The 19,198-nt window shown below is 58.5% G+C and carries 20 protein-coding genes; 12 read left to right on the plus strand and 8 right to left on the minus strand.

Annotated features, from left to right (window positions below; all coding sequences use genetic code 11):
• The first annotated feature begins 11 nt into the window (after positions 1 to 11).
• The 4 genes from HF945_RS15175 to dsbG are packed head-to-tail and all read left to right on the plus strand — an operon-like array spanning position 12 to position 2,873.
• Positions 12 to 914, plus strand: a complete 903-nt coding sequence (locus HF945_RS15175) for a LysR family transcriptional regulator (protein WP_290523405.1) — start codon at positions 12 to 14, stop codon at positions 912 to 914.
• A 45-nt stretch (positions 915 to 959) separates the two neighbouring features.
• Complete coding sequence (locus tag HF945_RS15180) at positions 960 to 1,469, plus strand: DUF4136 domain-containing protein (protein ID WP_290523406.1); 510 nt, start codon at positions 960 to 962, stop codon at positions 1,467 to 1,469.
• A gap of 40 nt (positions 1,470 to 1,509) precedes the next feature.
• Complete coding sequence (locus HF945_RS15185; protein ID WP_290523407.1) at positions 1,510 to 2,328, plus strand: TlpA disulfide reductase family protein; 819 nt, start codon at positions 1,510 to 1,512, stop codon at positions 2,326 to 2,328.
• Positions 2,325 to 2,873 (plus strand): thiol:disulfide interchange protein DsbG, encoded by a 549-nt coding sequence (gene dsbG, locus HF945_RS15190; protein ID WP_290523408.1) that lies wholly within the window; start codon positions 2,325 to 2,327, stop codon positions 2,871 to 2,873. Before HF945_RS15185 ends, dsbG begins: the two co-directional genes overlap by 4 nt.
• Before the next feature lie 289 nt (positions 2,874 to 3,162).
• On the opposite strand, the gene HF945_RS15195 is transcribed toward dsbG, so the two are convergent.
• The 3 genes from HF945_RS15195 to pyrR are packed head-to-tail and all read right to left on the minus strand — an operon-like array spanning position 3,163 to position 5,961.
• Positions 3,163 to 4,443, minus strand: a complete 1,281-nt coding sequence (locus tag HF945_RS15195; protein WP_290523409.1) for a dihydroorotase — start codon at positions 4,441 to 4,443, stop codon at positions 3,163 to 3,165.
• A complete protein-coding gene (locus tag HF945_RS15200) occupies positions 4,433 to 5,428 on the minus strand; it encodes an aspartate carbamoyltransferase catalytic subunit (protein WP_290523410.1) in 996 nt (331 codons plus the stop codon). The genes HF945_RS15195 and HF945_RS15200 overlap by 11 nt, the downstream gene beginning before the upstream one ends.
• The gene (gene pyrR, locus HF945_RS15205) at positions 5,428 to 5,961 is read right to left on the minus strand and encodes a bifunctional pyr operon transcriptional regulator/uracil phosphoribosyltransferase PyrR (RefSeq protein WP_290523411.1); all 534 of its coding nucleotides are present in this window, start codon (positions 5,959 to 5,961) and stop codon (positions 5,428 to 5,430) included. Before pyrR ends, HF945_RS15200 begins: the two co-directional genes overlap by 1 nt.
• Before the next feature lie 832 nt (positions 5,962 to 6,793).
• Here pyrR and HF945_RS15210 point away from each other — a divergent pair.
• From HF945_RS15210 to HF945_RS15220, 3 genes are all read left to right on the plus strand, one after another.
• The gene (locus HF945_RS15210) at positions 6,794 to 7,357 is read left to right on the plus strand and encodes a cytochrome b (protein ID WP_366492919.1); all 564 of its coding nucleotides are present in this window, start codon (positions 6,794 to 6,796) and stop codon (positions 7,355 to 7,357) included.
• Positions 7,358 to 7,389: 32 nt separating this feature from the next.
• The gene (locus HF945_RS15215) at positions 7,390 to 7,977 is read left to right on the plus strand and encodes a YceI family protein (RefSeq protein ID WP_290523413.1); all 588 of its coding nucleotides are present in this window, start codon (positions 7,390 to 7,392) and stop codon (positions 7,975 to 7,977) included.
• A gap of 214 nt (positions 7,978 to 8,191) precedes the next feature.
• Positions 8,192 to 9,784, plus strand: a complete 1,593-nt coding sequence (locus tag HF945_RS15220) for an ankyrin repeat domain-containing protein (protein WP_290523414.1) — start codon at positions 8,192 to 8,194, stop codon at positions 9,782 to 9,784.
• 163 nt (positions 9,785 to 9,947) lie between these two features.
• On the opposite strand, the gene HF945_RS15225 is transcribed toward HF945_RS15220, so the two are convergent.
• The 5 genes from HF945_RS15225 to gshB form a co-directional block, all read right to left on the minus strand.
• On the minus strand, positions 9,948 to 10,931 hold the full coding sequence (locus HF945_RS15225; protein ID WP_290523415.1) for a Fic family protein: 984 nt from the start codon (positions 10,929 to 10,931) through the stop codon (positions 9,948 to 9,950).
• 274 nt (positions 10,932 to 11,205) lie between these two features.
• Positions 11,206 to 11,607: a Holliday junction resolvase RuvX gene (ruvX, locus tag HF945_RS15230; RefSeq protein WP_366492170.1), complete on the minus strand. Its 402-nt coding sequence runs from the start codon at positions 11,605 to 11,607 to the stop codon at positions 11,206 to 11,208.
• A 170-nt stretch (positions 11,608 to 11,777) separates the two neighbouring features.
• Positions 11,778 to 12,338: a YqgE/AlgH family protein gene (locus tag HF945_RS15235; protein WP_290523416.1), complete on the minus strand. Its 561-nt coding sequence runs from the start codon at positions 12,336 to 12,338 to the stop codon at positions 11,778 to 11,780.
• 205 nt (positions 12,339 to 12,543) lie between these two features.
• Entirely contained in the window at positions 12,544 to 13,419 is an 876-nt protein-coding gene (locus HF945_RS15240) for a TonB family protein (RefSeq protein ID WP_290523417.1), read from the minus strand.
• Positions 13,420 to 13,532: 113 nt separating this feature from the next.
• Positions 13,533 to 14,486: a glutathione synthase gene (gene gshB, locus HF945_RS15245; RefSeq protein ID WP_290523418.1), complete on the minus strand. Its 954-nt coding sequence runs from the start codon at positions 14,484 to 14,486 to the stop codon at positions 13,533 to 13,535.
• A gap of 254 nt (positions 14,487 to 14,740) precedes the next feature.
• Here gshB and pilG point away from each other — a divergent pair, with 254 nt between their 5' ends.
• From pilG to HF945_RS15270, 5 genes are read left to right on the plus strand one after another with little or no spacing between them, the layout of a single operon-like run.
• Entirely contained in the window at positions 14,741 to 15,124 is a 384-nt protein-coding gene (pilG, locus tag HF945_RS15250) for a twitching motility response regulator PilG (protein WP_246972619.1), read from the plus strand.
• 32 nt (positions 15,125 to 15,156) lie between these two features.
• Positions 15,157 to 15,525, plus strand: a complete 369-nt coding sequence (gene pilH, locus HF945_RS15255) for a twitching motility response regulator PilH (protein WP_290523419.1) — start codon at positions 15,157 to 15,159, stop codon at positions 15,523 to 15,525.
• Positions 15,526 to 15,542: 17 nt separating this feature from the next.
• Positions 15,543 to 16,091 (plus strand): chemotaxis protein CheW, encoded by a 549-nt coding sequence (locus HF945_RS15260; protein ID WP_290523420.1) that lies wholly within the window; start codon positions 15,543 to 15,545, stop codon positions 16,089 to 16,091.
• 59 nt (positions 16,092 to 16,150) lie between these two features.
• A complete protein-coding gene (locus HF945_RS15265; RefSeq protein WP_290523421.1) occupies positions 16,151 to 18,184 on the plus strand; it encodes a methyl-accepting chemotaxis protein in 2,034 nt (677 codons plus the stop codon).
• Positions 18,185 to 18,215: 31 nt separating this feature from the next.
• A complete protein-coding gene (locus tag HF945_RS15270) occupies positions 18,216 to 19,094 on the plus strand; it encodes a CheR family methyltransferase (RefSeq protein WP_290523422.1) in 879 nt (292 codons plus the stop codon).
• The last annotated feature ends 104 nt before the right edge of the window (positions 19,095 to 19,198 follow it).

Raw genomic sequence — 19,198 nt, forward strand, 5'->3', positions numbered from 1 at the left:
GGTAATTCGATATGTCAGCCAAAATCTCCCTGGATCAGTGGCAAGCCCTGATTGCCGTGGTGGACGAGGGCGGTTATGCCAATGCCGCCGAAGCACTGGACAAGAGCCAGTCCGCGATCAGCTACGCCGTGCAGAAGATCGAGACCGAGCTGGGGGTGCGCGCCTTTGCTCTTGAAGGCCGCAAAGCCAAACTCACGGGAACCGGGCAGATGCTGTATCGCCAGGCCAGGATCCTGGTCGAAGAGGCTGAACGTATTGAAAGTACCGCCATCCAGCTCAGCCAGGGGTGGGAACCGCTGGTGCGCGTGACCGCCGACGCCCTGTTTCCGCAGCACTGCATGCTCACGGCGCTGGATGCCTTTGCCCGGCAGAGCCCGCTGACCCGAATCGAATATACCGAGACCGTGCTGTCCGGCACCGACGAGGCTCTGTTGCGCAAGGAAGCCGATGTGGTGGTGAATGCACGCATTCCGCCCGGTTTTGTGGGCGAGCCGCTGATGCGGGTGCGGTTCCTGGCGGTGGCCGCCCCCGACCATCCTCTCAATCAACAGGAGAGCCTGACCCATGAGGATCTGCGCCAGCATCGCCAGATCGTGATCAGGGATTCCGGCAGCCGGCGTATCGATGCCGGTTGGCTGGAGGCCGAGCAACGCTGGACCGTCTCCCACTCCTCAACCCGCAATGCGGCCATCCGTCGCGGACTGGGCTTTGCCTGGATGCCGGAATCCGACATCGGCAATAGTCTGGAGACCGGAGAGTTGAAGGTATTGCCGCTGAAAGAAGGTGTGGAACGGTTTGTGGATCTGCACCTGATTTATGCGGATGGCCAGTACGCCGGCCAGGCGGCACGCTATCTTGGGGAACAGATCCGCCTGGCCGTTGCCCAACCCTGTCCCGGCGTCACGGTTTCCTGACAGGCCCCCATCGACACTGGATAGACTGAAATTACGGAGAACATCATGCGACTACTGAGCCTGTTACTTGCCAGCCTGCTGCTCAGCGCCTGTGTCAGCCCGGTGGTGATCGACCAGCAGGGCGACATCACCCCGAGCCAGTATCAGACCTATGCCTTTATCGAACAGGACGAGGACACCCCCAGGGCCCTGGATGATCAGCGGGCCCGCAAGGCCCTGGAAAGCGCACTGGCCGACAAGGGCCTCCAGCCTGTGTCGGAGACGCAGGCAGACATTCAGGTGCGTCACTTCTTCAAGCGGGAACAACGCTACGACGGCAACGTGATGCAGTTCGGCTTTGGCTATGGTTTCAACAATGTGGCAGTAGGTGCCAGCACGCCCGTTGAGGGGGAGATGACCGAGGAATACAAACTGGTTGTTCAGTTTGTGGATCCGGCCAGCAACAACGTGGTGTGGCAAGCCACCAGCCGTGACCGACTGCATGATGAAATGACCAGTGAACGGCGCCAGGCCCATATCGACAAGGCAGTAAAAGAAATGTTCGAGCGCTTCTGAGCGCCGCAACGCCTTTCTCTGCCCACCACCAGGAGCCCGCTTGAACGCTGTCATCATTGGGCCGCTGGCCTTGCCTGCGCCAGCGCTTGTTATCCTGCTGGCCTTTTTCAGCGCCCTGCTGGCTTTTCAGTGGTGGCAGAAGCGGCGCCAACACAACCACTGCGAGGGGGTGCTTTGGCTGATTGCACTGAGCGGCTTGCTGGGCGCCCGGCTGGCCTTTGTATGGCGTTACCAGGACCAGTACCCGGACCTGCTGAGCATGCTGGATGTGCGCGATGGTGGCTGGTGGTGGCCCGGTGCCCTGCTGGCCTTGCCCCTGCTGTTTCTGGCCCTGTGGAGGCTGCCCCGGCAGCGCGGCGGTCTACTGATCGCCGCGGGGGCAGCTGCAGCCAGCGCCGGCGTCACCCTCATGGTGCTGGTGGCATTGCAGGCGCCCATGTCCCGGCTGCCAGACACCCCGCTTTATAACCTGCAAGGCAAACCGGTGGCCCTGCATGCCATCACTGGCGGCCAGCCCACCCTGATCAATCTGTGGGCCAGTTGGTGCCCGCCCTGCCGTCGCGAGATGCCCGTGCTGCAGGCGGCGCAGGACCGCTATTCCCGGCTGCGCATTGTGCTCGTCAATCAGGGAGAACGTGCCGGTCCGGTGCGACGCTATCTCACCGAGCAAGGCCTGCAATTCAATTTCCTGTTGCTGGACCCCCACAGCACGCTCAGCCAGTATGCCGGCAGTACCGGCCTGCCGCTGACGCTGCTTGTGGATGCCCAGGGCAATGAACTGGCACGCCACTTCGGTCCGTTATCCAGCGCCACCTTGCATCACCTTGTCCAGCCCCACCTGCCTGGAGTCTCACCATGAAATTCGCCTCGCGGTTCTTTGCCCTGCTCTTGCTGCCCACACTAGCGATGGCGCAGTCGCCGGACATGGACGCATTACTGACAAAGCTGGAGAAAAGCTACTGGGTCGCGGAGGGGCCAGAGCAGCCGGAACGGGTGGCCTACGTGTTCACTGACATGGCTTGCCCCTACTGCGCCACCCTGTGGCAGCGCATGCAGCCCATGATCGAGGACCCGGACAATACCCTGCAGGTGCGCCATATCATTGTGGGGCTGATCAACCCCAAACGCAGCTTCACCCAGGGCGGCGCGATACTGGCAGCGGACAATCCGCCCCGGGCACTGGCACAACACGAACGTCGCTTCGAGGAAGGCGGCATCGAACCGCTCAATCCGGTGCCCAGCGCCATCCGCAGCCAGATACACAGCAACACCGGCCTGATGATCGGGCTGGGCCTGTCCGGCACCCCCACCCTGATCTTTCAGGATCCACAGGGACGCTGGCGGGTAGCGCCGGGACTGCTTGAGGAGGGCGCGTTGAGGGAGGCGGTGTTTCGACTTCAGTGAACAGTTAACAGTGAATAGTGAATAGCTCGCGATAGCGGGCTTCTGTTTCCGCAACGCCTTCGACCGCGGCAATCGCACTACAACACTGCCAGCGTCAATAAATGATCCCCAAAAAAGATTCATTGCGGATTTGAGGGAATGGCTCGCAGCACGACTCATGCCGTAGGAGCAACTTCCCGCAATTGCGCGATGAACCACAAAAAAGCCGCACCCTGATCCGGGCGCGGCCTCCTGCCTTTCAGCAATCCCAATACGCTAACGCGCACTGTTCACTGTTAACTGTTAACTGCTAGTCCGTCAGCCAACTCACCTTGCCCTGACACACCGTCAACTTGACGCTGCCCTTGAGCACGCTGCCGCGCCAGGGGGAGTTGCTGCCGGCGGACAGCCAGTGCTCGGCGTAGTCTTTTTCGGCGTTGGCATCCAGCACGCAGAGGCTGGCCGGGCGACCGGTTTCCAGCTGGCCGGCCTGGATGTCCAGGCAACGGGCCGGGGCAGCGGTGACCGCATCCAGTGCCCGTGCCAGATCCAGTTTGCCTTCGCCCACCAGACCGAGCACCAGTGACAGCAGGGTATCCACCCCGGCCATGCCCGGTCGGGTGGCCGGGAACGGGGCCGCCTTGCTAGAGGAACCAATGGGCGTGTGCTGGGAACAGATAGCGTCGATGGTGCCATCGGCCACCGCTTCCAGCAGGGCCTCACGGTCCTCGGCGCTGCGCAGCGGCGGAATCACATGACAGTGGCTGTTGAAACCTTCCAGGGCCGATTCGTCCAGCAACAGATGTTGAATGCTCACGTCCGCGGTCACCGGCAGGCCACGCTGCTTGGCCACGCGCAGCAGGCGCAGGGATTCACGACTGGAGATCTGCTGAAAGTGAGCGCGCACACCAGTGGCCTCCACCAACAGCAGGTCCCGTGACAGGTCCACGCTTTCCGCCAGCGCCGGGATACCGGGCAGACCGAGGCGCGTAGCCACCGGCCCTTCGTGGGCACAGCCACCGGCGCTCAGGGCCGCATCCTGGGGTCGGAACATCACCGGCATATCGAAGGTGGCGGCATATTCCAGACAACGCTTGAGCACCAGGGCATCGGCCACCTTGCCGCCCGCATTGCCCACCGCAATACAGCCGGCCCTGGCCAGGGTCGCCATTTCCGCCAGTTGTTCACCCTTGAGCCCCTGGGTCATGGCCGCGATGGGCAGGATGCGGGCAAAACCGGCCTGACCGGCCTGCTCACGAATCAGCCGCACCACGGCGGTGGAATCCACCGGGCCGCAATCCGGCTGGGCCGCCATGTGGGTAATCCCCCCGGCCGCCGCCGCGCGGGTTTCGCTGGCGATATCCCCGCTACGACCGCTACCGGGCAGGGACAGATGCACGCAGGCATCCACCAACCCTGGCAGCACCCAGTGGCCTTCGGCCTCGATGATGTCGGCGCCGGGGGCATCCAGGCTGGCACCGATGCGGGTCAGCCTGCCGTTTTCGATCAGCAGGTCGGCCACGTCATCGCGGCCGGAAGCCGGGTCAATCACCCGGCCCTTGCGAATCAGGATATGGGCCTTAGCTGCCATGGGCACCTCCCGCCGGGGCACTGTCCTGGCCGCTGATGGCCATGGACATGACAGCCATGCGTACGGCGATGCCGAAGGTCACCTGGTTGAGAATCACCGAGCGGGGGCCATCGGCCACTTCCGAGGCGATTTCCACACCGCGGTTGATGGGGCCCGGGTGCATCACGATGGCGTCCTCTTTGGCGTATTGCAGTTTTTCGTTATTGAGCCCGTAGAGGCGGAAGAACTCGCCCTCGCTGGGCAGCAGGGCGGAATCCATACGTTCCTTCTGCAGGCGCAGCATGATCACCACATCCACATCTTTCAGACCGTGGGCCATGTCAGTAAAAACGGTGGCACCCAGCGCTTCGGCATCCACCGGCAGCAAGGTCTTCGGGGCAATCAATCGCACTTCCTCGGCGCCCAGGGTATTGAGGGCATGGACCTGGGAGCGGGCCACCCTCGAGTGCAGGATGTCACCAACGATGGCCACCTTGAGCCCTTCGAAACCGCCCTTGTAGTGGCGGATGGTGTACATGTCGAGCATGGCCTGGGTGGGGTGGGCGTGGCGCCCGTCACCGGCGTTGATCACCGCCACATCCGGTGTCACCTCGTTGGCAATGAAGAAGGGCGCGCCCGAGTCCTGGTGGCGCACCACGAACATGTCCGCCGCCATGGCTTCCAGGTTGCGCAGGGTATCCAACAAGGTCTCGCCCTTGCTGGTGGCCGATTTGGCGATATCCAGATTGAGCACGTCCGCGCTGAGACGCTGGGCCGCCAGCTCGAAGGTACTGCGGGTGCGGGTACTGGATTCGAAGAACAGGTTCACCACCGTCTTGCCGCGCAGCAGCGGCACCTTCTTGATCGACCGGCCACCCACATCCACAAAGCTGGCGGCGGTGTCGAGAATGTCTTCCAGAAGGGAACGGGGGAGGTGCTCAGTAGTGAGAAAGTGACGGAGCTTGCCGTCGTCAGTCAGTTGTACGCGGGAGGAGGGCGCAAGCATCAACGATCTGATCCGGTTGTGGTGTCCTTCCCTTCGACCAGTTCGCGAATTTCAGCAACCAGCGGTGAGGGCCCGCGTAATTCTACCCGCTGATGGGGGGGCAATGCCAAAGTTTCGCCACAAATATCGGCACGAATAGGCAATTCCCGGTGGCCGATATCGAACAGGACCACCAGGGAAATGGACGCCGGACGGCCAAAATCGAACAACTCGTTCATGGCCGCACGGATGGTACGGCCGGTCATCAGCACATCATCCACCAGCACGATATGCTGGCCATCGATCTCGAAGGGCAGGTTTGAAGGCGTCACCGTGGCCTTGAGACCGCGGGTATCGAAGTCATCCCGGTAGAAGGCCGGATTCAGGGTGCCCAGCGGCAACGGGGTCGCCAACTGGCTGTTCAGGGCCTCGGCAATCCAGGCACCGCCGGACTCGATCCCCACCAACACCGGCGCCTGGCCGGCAAAACGCTCCGCCAGGGCAGCGGCCATAGTCTGCAGATGGGTCTGCAATTGTTGTTCGTCCCAGCTCAAGGCTGTTCTCCAGTCATCATTCCACGGTAGGCGCCATGCTCACATGGCGAAACACCAAGCATGGCGTCTGTTGTGGAAAGAATAAAGCCTCACAGATACATCTTGCGGTTGATCTGGCAGCCGTAGGAACATCAGTTATTCGCTTCGCTCACCCCTTCGGAGCCGCCTTGCAGGCGTTCCTTCACTGCGCTCGGTGAGGTGCGAACCTGCAGTGATTGTGGTCCCCACCTGGGTGACTCCGCATCTGCTGAGATGCCATCGCACCATGATACGTGCTTGTCCTCGCCGGACGGGCCCAAAGGGGGAACTGGCTCCCCCTCTGGACTCCCGGCCACCCCGGCTCCGTTCCTCGACTCACTCTAACGGGGAAGCTACCGTGCTGATGGCATTGGTGCGTTTTCATGGCTAAGCGAGTGAAGGCGGGGGGGCATGCATATCCTCAATTAGCGGTTTCTACGAAGCCGCTGTAGGAGCGAGCCTGCTCGCGATCCGAGCCTAAGCGAGGTAAGGATTCCAGAAGCGCCTTTTTGTGCTGACTGTAGGAGTACCTCTCGAGGTGCGAACCGCGCGTCAGCGCGGAATCGACCGCAGGGCGATCAGGCGATGACATCCACACCGAATCTCTCTGAAGCTCAATCTTCTACGATACCCCCATCGCGTGCAGGCACGCTCCCACAATCGTCCGCTACGCTCTTTACCTAACAATCCGATCAATCCCTTCAGATTTTTGGGATGGCAGTCCTCCTCCCCGGCGCTGTAAGTTTTGTACAGTGATGAAACTCGACCGGCAGACACCACTCTAACCGGTAAGGGCATGAACAAGGGATCCGCAATGCCACTGCGCAACGACAAGCAACGCTATGGATGGCTCAGCATCAGCCTGCACTGGCTGGTGGCGGCCACCGTGATTGGCCTGTTTGCCCTGGGGCTGTGGATGGTGGATCTGGGTTATTACGACACTTGGTACCGCAAAGGTCCTGACCTGCATCGCAGCATCGGTATCCTGCTGTTTCTGGCCATGCTGTTCCGGCTGGTCTGGCGCCTTTTTTCTCCCCCCCCTGCAGCCCTGCCCAGCCACCAGCGCTGGGAAGTGATTCTCGCCCATCTGGCCCACTGGGCACTCTACGCCCTGCTGTTCATCGCCATGGTCAGCGGCTATCTGATCAGCAGCGCCGATGGCTCCTCGGTGGCCGTGTTCGACTGGTTCTCGGTACCTTCCATTACCGGCCATCAGTCCGGCCTGGAAGACACCGCCGGTGACATCCACGAGATCGCCGTGTGGAGCATCATCATACTGGCCAGCCTTCATGGGCTCGCTGCACTGAAACACCACTTTCTCGACCGGGATGACACCCTGCGCCGCATGCTGGGCCTGTCACCCCGTCACAACCCTTGAACATGCATCTGTAACCTTTGAGGAAAGACACCATGATGAACCTGATGAAAAAAACCGGCATTGCTGCCGCCGCGTTGCTGCTCAGCAGCATGGCCTTCGCCGAACCGGCAGGCACCTACCAGTTCGACAAGAAAGGCGCCCACCAGTTTGTGATGTTCAAGATTTCCCACCTGGGTTACAGCTGGCTATATGGCCGCTTCAATGATTTCAACGGCACCTTCACCGTGGATGCCGAGAATCCGGAAAACAGCAAGGTAGAAGCCACTATCCAGACCGCCAGCGTGGACTCCAACCACGCCGAGCGCGACAAGCACCTGCGCAGCGATAACTTCCTGGACGTGGACAAGTACCCCACCGCCACCTTCAAGAGCACCAGCATCGAACAGACCGGCGACGATACCGCCAAGATCACCGGCGACTTCACCCTGCACGGTGTCACCAAGCCGGTAACTCTGGACGCGAAAATGATCGGCTACGGCGAGTCACCCTGGAACGATTACCGCATGGGCCTGGAAGCCAGCACCACCCTGAAGCTGGCTGACTTCGGCATCACCAAGGATCTCGGTCCGGCATCAGAAACCGTTGAGATCATTATTTCTGTAGAGGGCGTCAAGAAGTAATTATCCATACCCCCTCGTTCTGCCATTCTATTTGGTAGCACGAGGTTTTCTCATGGCATATGAAGTTCAATCCATGATATTTCCCCAGGGTTTGTCATTCAGGCAAGCCCTTATTTCTAGACTCTCTTTTTATTCCTCCCCCCTTGGCGTTTAATACATTCCATCAAGGCACATTTTCTGGCCCACACGCTTATCATCATGAAATGAGAACAAGATGAATGTAAAAAATACCCTTTTAATCGCTCTTTCTCTTCTCTCTATTTTGGGCTGTTCTTCATCAGACAAGATGATCAACTCGGAAGCGATTCTCAAAGGCAACGTCAGTTTCATTGATGAATATCAGGAATCATCCTACGTAAAATCAGAGAATTCAGACTACCGACCGGGCTACACGCACTACAACGCGATGACCGCCGCCATTACATACCGAAACAAAGCGGCTGTAGAAAAACTGGTCGACCTGGGCGCAAGTAGAAAGGTTGTCATTCGCTACTACGAAAAGAGCGCAGACAATCAATGGCCGGCAGCCAGAGAAATCATAGCAAGTAGCAGCGCAGAACTTGCCTGCATCACAGGAGATATTGAGATAACCGATTATTTACTGGCGAAATTTCCTGATGAAACTTTCAATTACTCTCGATGCCTGTATTTCAATGTCGCTGGAGCTTTTGCTGCTAACGGCCACCCCCATGATTTTTATCAAGACAAACCATGGCTAACCAAACCCTCCCCTGTTGAACAGTATCAATTTATCAAAGAGCTGATTTACCGAGGAGCAAATGTGTCAGTCTTTGAGGATGAAGCCCTGCGAAAAAGCCTGGAAATTCCCGGCAATCTCGTGCGCGGCAAGATCACTGAAAGCAGCCTTTTTGGTTATGGGCTATCTTTTTCTACTAGTAGCCTGACTTTCCCTAAAGCGACTGCACTGGTTGAAGCAGGGCTCGATACTTCAGCCGCTTACCCTTGGTGGATCGCGATTTCCAATGCAACCTCCATGATGGAACCAACCGAATATGTGATGAACCTGGCTAACGCCATGCTCTATGCAGGAGCCAACCCGAATCTTACTGGCCAATTCAAGGTCATTTCTGATGCCGGTAGCAGGGAACTAATTTATTCGGAAAGGAGCGGGTTCAGCTTGCTTCATCTGGCCGCCTACTATGGAAATAGCGCGCTCTATACCTCCTTGCTCCAAAACGGAGCCGACCCATCCATGAAGGATAGTAGCGGTCGCCTTGCTCTAGATTATGCCGAACATGAACAACGTTGGTACCAGAAAATATCTGACGATGAGCAAGCCAGAAAGCTCGCCTCTAAAAAGCAAAGCAGCGACGTTCTTGGCAAGGCATTAGCCATAGGCATTGGCGCCGCCGCCGTTGGCAGCTTGGATATAGATAACGAGCTTTCTGCAAAGACCATGGAAAACCTTGCCACTGATGTTCTGACAGAATCAGGCAAAAAAAATATGGCCGCGGAACTATACCCTGAAAGGGGTAATACTAAACAGCAACCAGACACGATATCCCCAGAAACAAGCCTTTATTCGGATAATCGCTCATCATCCAAAGATGACTTTTCAGAATGCGTAGAAAAAAAACGAGCGCAATACCCTGGAAAAAGCCTGAACAATATGCGGCAACGCTGTTTTCCAATTACGGCCACTTGCTGGAACTGGGGTAGCGGAGAAAGCGCAGTATATGAATACTGCAGTGAAGATTCCTTACGCGAACGCGGCGTAGACGCACACCCCTATGACAAGAACAAAAAGCATGAATGGGACTGTGGCGGCTCAAGAAGTAGCTGCTAAACCCCTAAATGAAAAAGTAACGCAACGAGGGCCAGGTCTCCCATTTCCCACAAGGAGGGCCTGCGCCGGGATAAGACGGCGCCAATTCGTGTGGGATCCGGGACCAGGTCTTGCGTCGTGCATCACCTTCTTCACCGCCCAGCACGGTTGTTCGAATCCGAAATCATCCATCTTCTTGCCCGGAATACTTTTCCAGCAATGCCATAGTCAGCGAATACTGCTGCGCACAGAACGCAGAAAATTCCGACAGGGCAGCCTCATTGGGCCAAACGCCTGTGCGCCTGTTCAACTGACCAACACCGATCTCATACTCAGCCAGCAGCTGAATGTAGGCGCGGCGTTCTTCCAGCGGGATCACCAGCGGTGGCAGGCCGCTTTTCAATAACGGAATATTCGCCAGCAGGCGAGCAAGGCGACCATTGCCATCCCAGAACGGATGAATATGCACAAAGCCCGCATGAATTCTGGCGTAGCAATCAGCGGCCTGATCAAAGCTCATTTCTCCCGCCGCATTGATCGCCGCAATCAACTCCTTCATCAGTGGCGGCACTTCTGAAGGGACTGCGTATTCGATAAACACCTGCTGATTATCCGGTGTCACCACGTAAGTGCCGTTGACCTCATTTTTCCATGCACCGCTTGGTTTGTAGATGTCGGTAACCACCTCTGTTTGCACCGCCCGGTGCAAATCAAACAAACGCTGCTCGGTTAATGGCCCGGCAAGCCCCTGGTAGATCAGCTCAATGGCGCGGGCGTGACCGACAACTTCCTGGTGCTCTTTCAGGGGCTTGCCGGAAATGGTCAATCCCTCTTCCAGAATGAAGTGGGTGTCCCCCAATGTCAGGGTATTGCCTTCCAGAGCGGTTGAGGTGTGCGTCCACAGGTCCCGTAGCTGCTTGAGCAGGCTACCCCGGTGCTGCGACGGCACCCGCTGCAGGAAGGGTGGCAGCGAAGCTTCCTGCCGGTACTGGTAGCGAGTGGAGCGCCTGGCGCCTGTACGTTGCAACACCCCCTGTGCAACCCATTCACTGAGCCACCGGCGCAAAGTCCTCTCCGGGACCTGGACTGGGATGTCGTGAATAGAGAACGGGTTCAGCTGGGTCTTCACCCAATCCAGGGTGGCATTTTGAGCCGTCTTATTGGCCATAGATCATCGCCGAAAGGACTTTAACGGCCACTTTTGCATAAATACGGCCATTTTTCTATGGCCGTATTGCCTGATGGGCATGCTGGATGCAGAAGTGAACGCCAGGCTCTTCCGAGGAGGACATTCACGGGAAATGATCGTGAGAGACGCAGATGCTTCGCTGCGCTCACCCCCTTCGGCAATTCTGCGCTTCAGTGGCAGCTGAGGTCAGTTGCCACAACGCTTCTGCTACGGCGGAGATGGGCTCACGCCCATTTCCGCCCTACGAGAGCCGCTAGACTGGCTGGCCGCCCTCGCTCAAAAAGCCTTCCGCAATAATCACCGCCGCCATGGAATCGACACGCGGGTCAGCTTTCTGGATACCGGTACGATCACGGGCTTCGCGTGTACTGAGGCGCTCATCCACCAGCCACACTTTCATGCCAAAGCGGCCTTTCAAACGGCCGGCAAATTTCTTTGCCCGCGCGGTGGATTCGCTTTCACTGCCATCCATGTTCAAGGGCAAACCGACCACCAGGGCTTCCGGCTGCCATTCTTTCAACAGGGCGGCAATGTCATCCCAATTGGGCTGGGTATTTTTACAGGGCAGGGCTTTCAGCGGTGAGGCGGTGCCGAGCAGCTCATTGCCGCTGGCCACGCCGATTTTCTGGGTGCCGTAGTCGAAGGCCAAAATCATGAGGGGCAGTGAACAGTTAACAGTGAAGAGTGAACAGCGACGCGACAACCGGTTCGTGTTTTTGCAAGTCTATCAGTCGCGCACACGCCAAGGCCGCGGCCTGCAACCTCTGAAAAAGAAAAAACCGATCCCGCGTAACTGTTCACTGTTAACTATTCACTATTAACTGTTTAGCTGTGCCCCGCCTGACCCGCGATCAGGTTGATGTCCACGCCGATGCGTGCGGCTGCGGCGTGCCAGGATTGTTCGAAGGGGGTGTCGAGGACCAGTTCGCGGCTGGCGGGGGTGCTGAGCCAGGCGTTATCTACCAGTTCCTGTTCCAGCTGGCCGGCTTCCCAGCCGGCATAGCCGAGACACACCAGGGACTGTTCCGGGCCTTCGCCCACGGCGATGGCTTCGAGGATGTCACGGCTAGTGGTGAGCATCAGACCATCACTGAGCAGAATGCTGGAATCCCAGTGGGTGGACGCCGCATGAATGATGAAGCCGGCTTCCTGCTGCACCGGGCCTCCGGCCACCACCCGATGTCGCTCGGACGGCGGCACTTCGATCTCGATATCCATGTCTGCAAGGATGTCGCCGAGACTGATCTGCACCGGGCGATTGAGGGTCAGGCCCATGGCGCCCTCGCTGCTGTGCTCAACGACATAGGTGACGGAATGCTCGAAGTTGGGGTCAGCCATCTGCGGCATGGCCACCAGCAACTGGTGTTTCAGGGTTGTCTCTTCCATGGGCACAGTATCCGGCGACGGGGGGAGGGCTGCAAGCGCGGGGCCGAGTTGAAAGTTCAAAGTTTAAAGTTCAAACGCGGATCGGGTCAGGGGGTTTTGGCAGGCTGTGCCCGCGTTCGCCGGTAATGGCGCGGGCACAGAGGCCAGCAACAGCCAAACTGGCCTCGCGCCTTTTCAACTTTAAACTTTGAACTTTCAACTGCTTCTACTTCGACGACACCTTGCGGCTGCTGTCGAATTTCCAGGTGCGGATGATTTCCAGCACATCCATATGCTTGCGCATTTCCGGGGTAAAGTTGTCGAAGGGCGCAGCCATGCGCACGCTCTGAATGGCCGCCTGGTCGAGGAACTTGTGACCGGAAGACTGCAGCACACGCACTTCCTTGAGGGCGCCATCCTTCTGGATCGCCACCAACAGGCGCACGGCGCCGAAGGTATTGCTGTTCAACGCCTTGGCCGGGAAGTTGCGGGTCCCCATGGTTTCCACTTCGCGGCGGAAGGTATCGATGTACTGGGCCTCATAATGCGCCTTGGCAGACACCGAGGTGAGGCGGCGGATACGCGGGCGCTTGGCGTAGGCCTGCTTCTGCTCGGCCAGTCGCGCCTGCAGGCTGGCGATCTGCTGACTCATGTCGAGCAGATTTTCCTGCTTGGCCACCTTGAGCGGCTTCTGCTCGGTCTTTTCCTTCTGTTCGGCTTGCACCTTCTGCTCGCTCTCGCGGGCGGTGGTGATCACCAGCAACTGGGACTGGCGGTCACGCTGCTGCAGAGTGGTCTTTTCCTTGAGTTGGACGTTTTCCAGCTTGCTGTCGGCAAAGTCCGCCTGCTCGGTGGTGGTCAGTTCCTGCTTTTCAGCCAGATCCCCGGAGCCCTGCTGGTTGCTCTGGGCAATAAAGTCGGCCTCATCCGGTTCCTCGTCACTGCGGAACTGGGACAGGGTCACCTCCAGGGTGTGCGGGGCGGCACGCTGCTTTTCCGGGGCAAAGTTGACCCCGAAGATCAGGATGCCGTGGAAGGCCAGCGCCAGAAACACGGTAAAGGTAAGGCGATCTGAAGCACTGACGGGTGAATTGGCTGCCATGAATTCTTCTTTTCACTACTGCTTATTGTGTTATTTCCGTAGGAGCCTGCCTGCGGGCGAAGGCCAGAACAAGCGAAAGATCGCCTGCAGGCAGGCTCCTACGGTGAAAGCGGTCAGGACGCGTCCCGGACCGCCAGCAGGGCATCGAACATCTGCCCGGCAATGTTGATATCAAAGATCGCATCCAGCTCACGAATGCAGGTGGGGCTGGTCACGTTGATCTCGGTGAGATAGTCACCAATCACATCCAGGCCCACGAAATATAGCCCCTTGCGCTTCAGGGTCGGACCGACCTGTTCGCAGATCCAGCGGTCCCGGTCCGTCAGCTCACGGCCCTGACCGGTACCACCGGCGGCCAGATTACCACGCAACTCGCCCTCCTTGGGGATTCGCGCCAGCGCATAGGGCAGTGGCTCGCCGTTGATCATCAGGATGCGCTTGTCGCCATCCTTGATCTCCGGGACATAGCGCTGCGCCATGATGGGCGTCTTGCCATGCTGGGTGAGCACCTCGATCACCACCGAAATGTTGGGACTATCCTTGCGCACCCGGAAGATGTTGCTGCCGCCCATGCCGTCCAGCGGCTTCATGACAGTGTCATCGAACTCACGTACAAAATCGCGCAGCAGCCCGGCCTGGCTAGTGACCAGGGTAGGCGCGCAGCACTGCGGAAAGTCCGTGGCAAACAGTTTTTCATTGCTGTCGCGGACACTGCCCGGGCGATTCACCACCAGCACGCCCTCCCGCTCGGCCTTCTCCAGCAGATAGGTGGCGTAGATGTACTCGGTGTTGAAGGGCGGGTCCTGGCGCATCAGGATAATATCCAAATCTGCCAGATCCAGGTTCACGGCGTCGGCCAGACGGTACCAATCGTCGTTATTGTCGGTCACAGTGACTGCCCGTGTGGCCGCAAAACTGCGACCATCGCGCACGTAGAGATCAGCAGGCTCCATGTAATAGAGGGACCAGCCGCGCCGCTGGGCTTCCAGCATCATGGCGAAAGTACTGTCTTTCCAGGGTTTGATCTTGGCGATGGGGTCCATCACCACGCCGACTTTCAGGCTCATGGGATCTCCACAGATAGGGGGCACGGCCGGGCAATATTAGCAGCGCCGGCGGGGGATCGCCATGCGTCAGAGAGGCCTGGCGCCAGAGGAAGTTTTCTCAAGTTTCATAGGGTCTTATAGATTGATTGTAGAATCTGTGTTAAAAACTTTCCTTGGGCTGACACCGCCACAGGCCCCGCCCATCGAATTACTAGAAAGGCCAAAAATTACAATAAGTTGCGGCCAATTACGGTTCACGGTTAAAGGCAGTTTCCATGACTGACAATTTCCAAGACCTCAAGGTGATGGTCATCGACGACTCAAAAACGATTCGTCGGACCGCAGAAACCTTGTTGAAAAAAGCAGGTTGTGAAGTGATCACCGCCACCGATGGCTTCGACGCCTTGGCCAAAATCGCCGACACCAAGCCCAATATCATCTTCGTGGACATCATGATGCCGCGACTGGATGGGTATCAAACCTGTGCGCTTATCAAGAACAACAGTGCCTTCAAGTCCACCCCGGTGATCATGCTGTCCTCCAAGGACGGCTTGTTCGACAAGGCCAAGGGACGAATCGTGGGCTCTGATGAATACCTGACCAAACCGTTCTCCAAGGACGAACTGCTCGGCGCGATTCGCCAGCACATGGCAGGTTAGGCAGCACGCATGCTGACCGGATAGAGGAAAAGATGGCTCGAATTCTGATTGTTGATGACTCTCCCACCGAAACCTACAAGTTGCGGGAGATTCTGGAAAAAAACGGCCACGAGGTACTCGAGGCCGCCAACGGTGCCGATGGCGTGGCCATGGCCCGCTCCGAACTGCCCGAACTGGTGCTCATGGACGTGGTGATGCCTGGCCTTAACGGCTTCCAGGCCACCCGCCAGCTGACCAAGGGGGCAGACACCGCGCACATTCCCATCGTGATCGTCACCACCAAGGACCAGGAAACCGACCGTGTCTGGGGCAAACGCCAGGGCGCCAAGGATTACCTGACCAAGCCAGTGGATGAAGATCTGCTCCTGCAAACCGTCGACCGCATGCTGGCCGACAGCTGATCCGCAAGGAGCCATGAATGAGCGCTAGCGCCTCCGCCGCCTACATCAAGCTTACCGAATACCATCAGCGTTGCCGGGAGCAGGCCAAAGACCTGCCCATGCAGCAGGATGCGGTCAGCTACTGGAGCGGCGTGGGCTTTGTGCTCGATGGCAAGAAATACGTAGCACCGCTGGATGAGGTTTCCGAAATCCTCACGGTGCCGGCCTATACCCGCATTCCCGGCGCACAAAGCTGGATGAAGGGTATCGCCAACGTTCGTGGCCGCCTGATGACCGTGATGGATCTCAGCGGCTTTCTGGAAAAAAGTTCACCGATTCAGGAAAAGCGCCGACGGCTGCTTGTGCTGGATCAGGACGACCTCTACACCGGCATGACCGTGGATGAGGTACTGGGGATGCAGCATTTCCCCATTGATGAATTTGTCGAATCACTGCCGGTCAGTGATCCCAGCGTCACAGGATACGTGCGCGGGGCCTATCGGCGCGACGGGGAGTACTGGTCCGTGTTCAGCCTTTCCCGGCTGGCAGAGGACCCGCGTTTCATGCAGGTAGCCCGCACCGGCTGACTGCATCACGCGTACTTGGGGTACATAAGAAGAGTGAACGCCAGGCCAGGAGCCAGACTATGAAGTTCAATCCGGGAGCATTTTTCGAAAAACTGCGGGGGGGTGCGAGCAACAGCGGCGGCAATTCGCTGAACATTGCACTGTATTTCGGCCTTGCCATCTTTATTGTACTGGCACTGGTCAACTTCCTGCTTTCTGCCACCACCGCAAACAAGGCCCAGGAAAACATTACCCGGGCTTCCGAGATGCGCGTAGTGTCCCAGCAGATTGCCAAGAACTCCCTGGAAGCCGCGGCGGGTAACGCCGACGCCTTCGAATTGCTGGATAACTCCCGGAAGAGCTTCCAGGCCGCCTGGGACGCCGTTAAGGATGAGCAGGTTTCCGACCCCCAGGTGATGGAGCGTCTCAACACTCTCTGGAAAGAGGTTGACCAGAACACCGGGACCATTCTGAAAGGGGAAGATACGGTTCTGGATCTGCACGAAGTGGCAGACACCCTGGCCCAGACCATTCCTGCCCTTCAGGCTGAATACGAAGGCGTTGTTGAAATCCTGGTAATGACCGGCGCCGACCCGGAACAGATTGCCTTTGCGCAGCGCCAATCCTGGCTGGCCGAGCGTATCGTGCGGTCTATCTCCAAGGTACTGGAAGGGGGCGACGGTGCGGTGATCGCGGCGGACTCCTTCGGCCGTGACGCCAGCCAGTTCGGTCGTGTGATGAACGGCATGATCGAAGGCGACAGCGCCATGGGGATTGACCAGGTGAACGACCCGGATGCCCTGGACTACCTGGCCGAGATTGCCGACCTGTTCGATGAATTCGTTAACCAATCTGTCGATGAAATCCTGGAAACCGCCCCGGAACTCTTCCAGGTGCGGAACGCGGCCGACACCATCTTCCGTCGCTCCCAGGATCTGCTGCAGGAATCCACCAACCTGAACAACCAGTTTGAAGGCTCCACCGGCGGCCTGTTCCCGTCGGTATGGCTGGGTGCCATCTGTGGCGCCATTGCGGTATTGCTGTTCTTCCTGATCATGGCCCAGCGGAACCGTCAGGAAGCGAAGAAGAAAGACGAACTGGAAAGCGAGAACCAGCGTAACCAGGCGGCGATTCTGCGTCTGCTGGATGAGCTGGGCGACCTGGCTGACGGTGACCTGACCGTACAGGCGACAGTTACCGAGGACTTCACCGGTGCCATCGCTGACTCCATCAACTACTCCATTGACCAGCTGCGCAGCCTGGTACAGACCATCAACAACTCCGCGGTACAGGTGGCATCGGCCGCCCAGGAAACCCAGTCCACGGCGATGCATCTGGCCGAGGCCTCCGAGCACCAGGCCCAGGAAATTGCCGGGGCTTCTGCAGCGGTGAACGAAATGGCGGTCTCCATTGACCAGGTATCTGCCAACGCCTCCGAATCGGCGGCGGTAGCGGAACGAGCGGTAGCCATCGCCAACAAGGGCGCCGAGGTGGTACAGGCGACCATCCACGGCATGGACACCATCCGCGAGCAGATCCAGGAAACCTCCAAGCGGATCAAGCGTCTGGGTGAATCCTCCCAGGAGATTGGTGACATCGTATCCCTGATTAACGACATTGCTGACCAAACCAACATTCTTGCTTTGAACGCCGCCATTCAGGCGTCCATGGCCGGTGAAGCCGGCCGCGGCTTCGCGGTGGTTGCGGATGAGGTACAGCGCCTGGCGGAACGTTCCGCCGCGGCAACCAAGCAGATCGAGACCCTGGTTAAGACGATTCAGACCGATACCAATGAAGCGGTAATCTCCATGGAGGCGACCACCGCTGAGGTAGTGAAAGGGGCCCGCCTGGCGCAGGACGCTGGTGTGGCACTGGAAGAAATTGAGAACGTATCCAAAACCCTGGCGGATCTGATCCAGAACATTTCCAACGCGGCGCGTCAGCAGGCGGCGTCCGCGGGTCACATTTCCAACACCATGAACGTGATCCAGGAAATTACTTCCCAGACCTCTGCCGGTACCACCGCCACTGCGCGGTCCATTGGTAACCTCGCCGAGATGGCCCAGGAAATGCGTAACTCCGTTGCCGGTTTCCGTCTGCCGGAGCATTCCTGATCCGGCCTGCGCCGGCTAGGGACATGAGGATATGGGTGCTGCCGTGACAGACCGATGGTCCATCAGAAGCACGCCCGCCATGGATGCGGAGCAATTCCAGCTATGGCAGGCGCTGCTGGAAGACCGTACCGGCATGACCCTGTCCGACGCGCGCAAGAGCTTTCTGGAAACCAGCTTGAGCATCCGCATGCGCGAGCTGGGTTTCGAGGACTACGAAGCCTATTACGAACACCTGATGGTGGGCACCACCGAATCCCGGGCCATGGAATGGTCGATTCTGGTGGATCGTCTCACCGTTCAGGAAACCAGCTTTTTTCGCCACCAGAGCTCCTATGCACTGGTGGAGGAATACGTGCAACGCTTCGCCGCAGAACAGCCCGACGGAGCCAATCTGGATGTGTGGAGTGTGGGGTGCTCTACCGGCGAGGAAGCCTATTCCCTTGCCATGCTGATCAATGAGCAACTGGCGGATCACGACCGCAAGATGTTCTACGGCATCACCGCCACCGACATCAGCTTGCCCACGCTGGCCAAGGCACGCAAAGGGGAATATGCCGCCCGCCGCGCACTTCAGGTGGATCCGGTACTGCGTGAAAAATACTTTATTCCAGGGGACAACGGGCAAACCGTGATGGTGGCGCCGGAACTGAAACAACAGATCTGTTTCGCCCGCCTCAACGTGCTCGATCTGGGCAATGCGCCCATGAACAACATGGATCTGATCTTTTGTCAGAACATGCTGATCTACTTCCGCCGCTGGCGGAAGCGCCAGATCGTGAATCGGCTGGCGGAGCGGCTGGCGCTCGGGGGACTACTGGTACTGGGCCCCGGAGAAGTCACGGACTGGCAACACCCGGATCTGGAACGGGTGCACTTTGCCGACACCCTGGCTTTCCGTCGCTGTAGATAGAAAAGAACGCAACATGCTGCACGCAACACGCGGCACGCAAGAACAACAAGCCGATGGCGCGCCCTTACTGCAACCGGGTCTAGGCGCGCACATGTTACGTGTTA

This window comes from Alcanivorax sp. (assembly GCF_017794965.1).
Lineage (GTDB): Bacteria > Pseudomonadota > Gammaproteobacteria > Pseudomonadales > Alcanivoracaceae > Alcanivorax.

Excerpts from the sequence above, each read along its gene's own strand:
- HF945_RS15215 (WP_290523413.1), top strand. The coding sequence starts at position 7,390 with ATGATGAACCTGATGAAAAAAACCGGCATTGCTGCCGCCGCGTTGCTG.
- ruvX (WP_366492170.1), bottom strand. The coding sequence starts at position 11,607 with ATGATTTTGGCCTTCGACTACGGCACCCAGAAAATCGGCGTGGCCAGC.
- pilG (WP_246972619.1), top strand. The coding sequence starts at position 14,741 with ATGACTGACAATTTCCAAGACCTCAAGGTGATGGTCATCGACGACTCA.
- HF945_RS15225 (WP_290523415.1), bottom strand. The coding sequence starts at position 10,931 with ATGGCCAATAAGACGGCTCAAAATGCCACCCTGGATTGGGTGAAGACC.
- HF945_RS15220 (WP_290523414.1), top strand. The coding sequence starts at position 8,192 with ATGAATGTAAAAAATACCCTTTTAATCGCTCTTTCTCTTCTCTCTATT.
- dsbG (WP_290523408.1), top strand. The coding sequence starts at position 2,325 with ATGAAATTCGCCTCGCGGTTCTTTGCCCTGCTCTTGCTGCCCACACTA.
- HF945_RS15270 (WP_290523422.1), top strand. The coding sequence starts at position 18,216 with ATGGGTGCTGCCGTGACAGACCGATGGTCCATCAGAAGCACGCCCGCC.
- HF945_RS15210 (WP_366492919.1), top strand. The coding sequence starts at position 6,794 with ATGCCACTGCGCAACGACAAGCAACGCTATGGATGGCTCAGCATCAGC.
- gshB (WP_290523418.1), bottom strand. The coding sequence starts at position 14,486 with ATGAGCCTGAAAGTCGGCGTGGTGATGGACCCCATCGCCAAGATCAAA.
- HF945_RS15240 (WP_290523417.1), bottom strand. The coding sequence starts at position 13,419 with ATGGCAGCCAATTCACCCGTCAGTGCTTCAGATCGCCTTACCTTTACC.
- pilH (WP_290523419.1), top strand. The coding sequence starts at position 15,157 with ATGGCTCGAATTCTGATTGTTGATGACTCTCCCACCGAAACCTACAAG.
- HF945_RS15180 (WP_290523406.1), top strand. The coding sequence starts at position 960 with ATGCGACTACTGAGCCTGTTACTTGCCAGCCTGCTGCTCAGCGCCTGT.
- HF945_RS15195 (WP_290523409.1), bottom strand. The coding sequence starts at position 4,443 with ATGGCAGCTAAGGCCCATATCCTGATTCGCAAGGGCCGGGTGATTGAC.
- HF945_RS15200 (WP_290523410.1), bottom strand. The coding sequence starts at position 5,428 with ATGCTTGCGCCCTCCTCCCGCGTACAACTGACTGACGACGGCAAGCTC.
- HF945_RS15175 (WP_290523405.1), top strand. The coding sequence starts at position 12 with ATGTCAGCCAAAATCTCCCTGGATCAGTGGCAAGCCCTGATTGCCGTG.
- HF945_RS15235 (WP_290523416.1), bottom strand. The coding sequence starts at position 12,338 with ATGGAAGAGACAACCCTGAAACACCAGTTGCTGGTGGCCATGCCGCAG.
- HF945_RS15260 (WP_290523420.1), top strand. The coding sequence starts at position 15,543 with ATGAGCGCTAGCGCCTCCGCCGCCTACATCAAGCTTACCGAATACCAT.
- HF945_RS15265 (WP_290523421.1), top strand. The coding sequence starts at position 16,151 with ATGAAGTTCAATCCGGGAGCATTTTTCGAAAAACTGCGGGGGGGTGCG.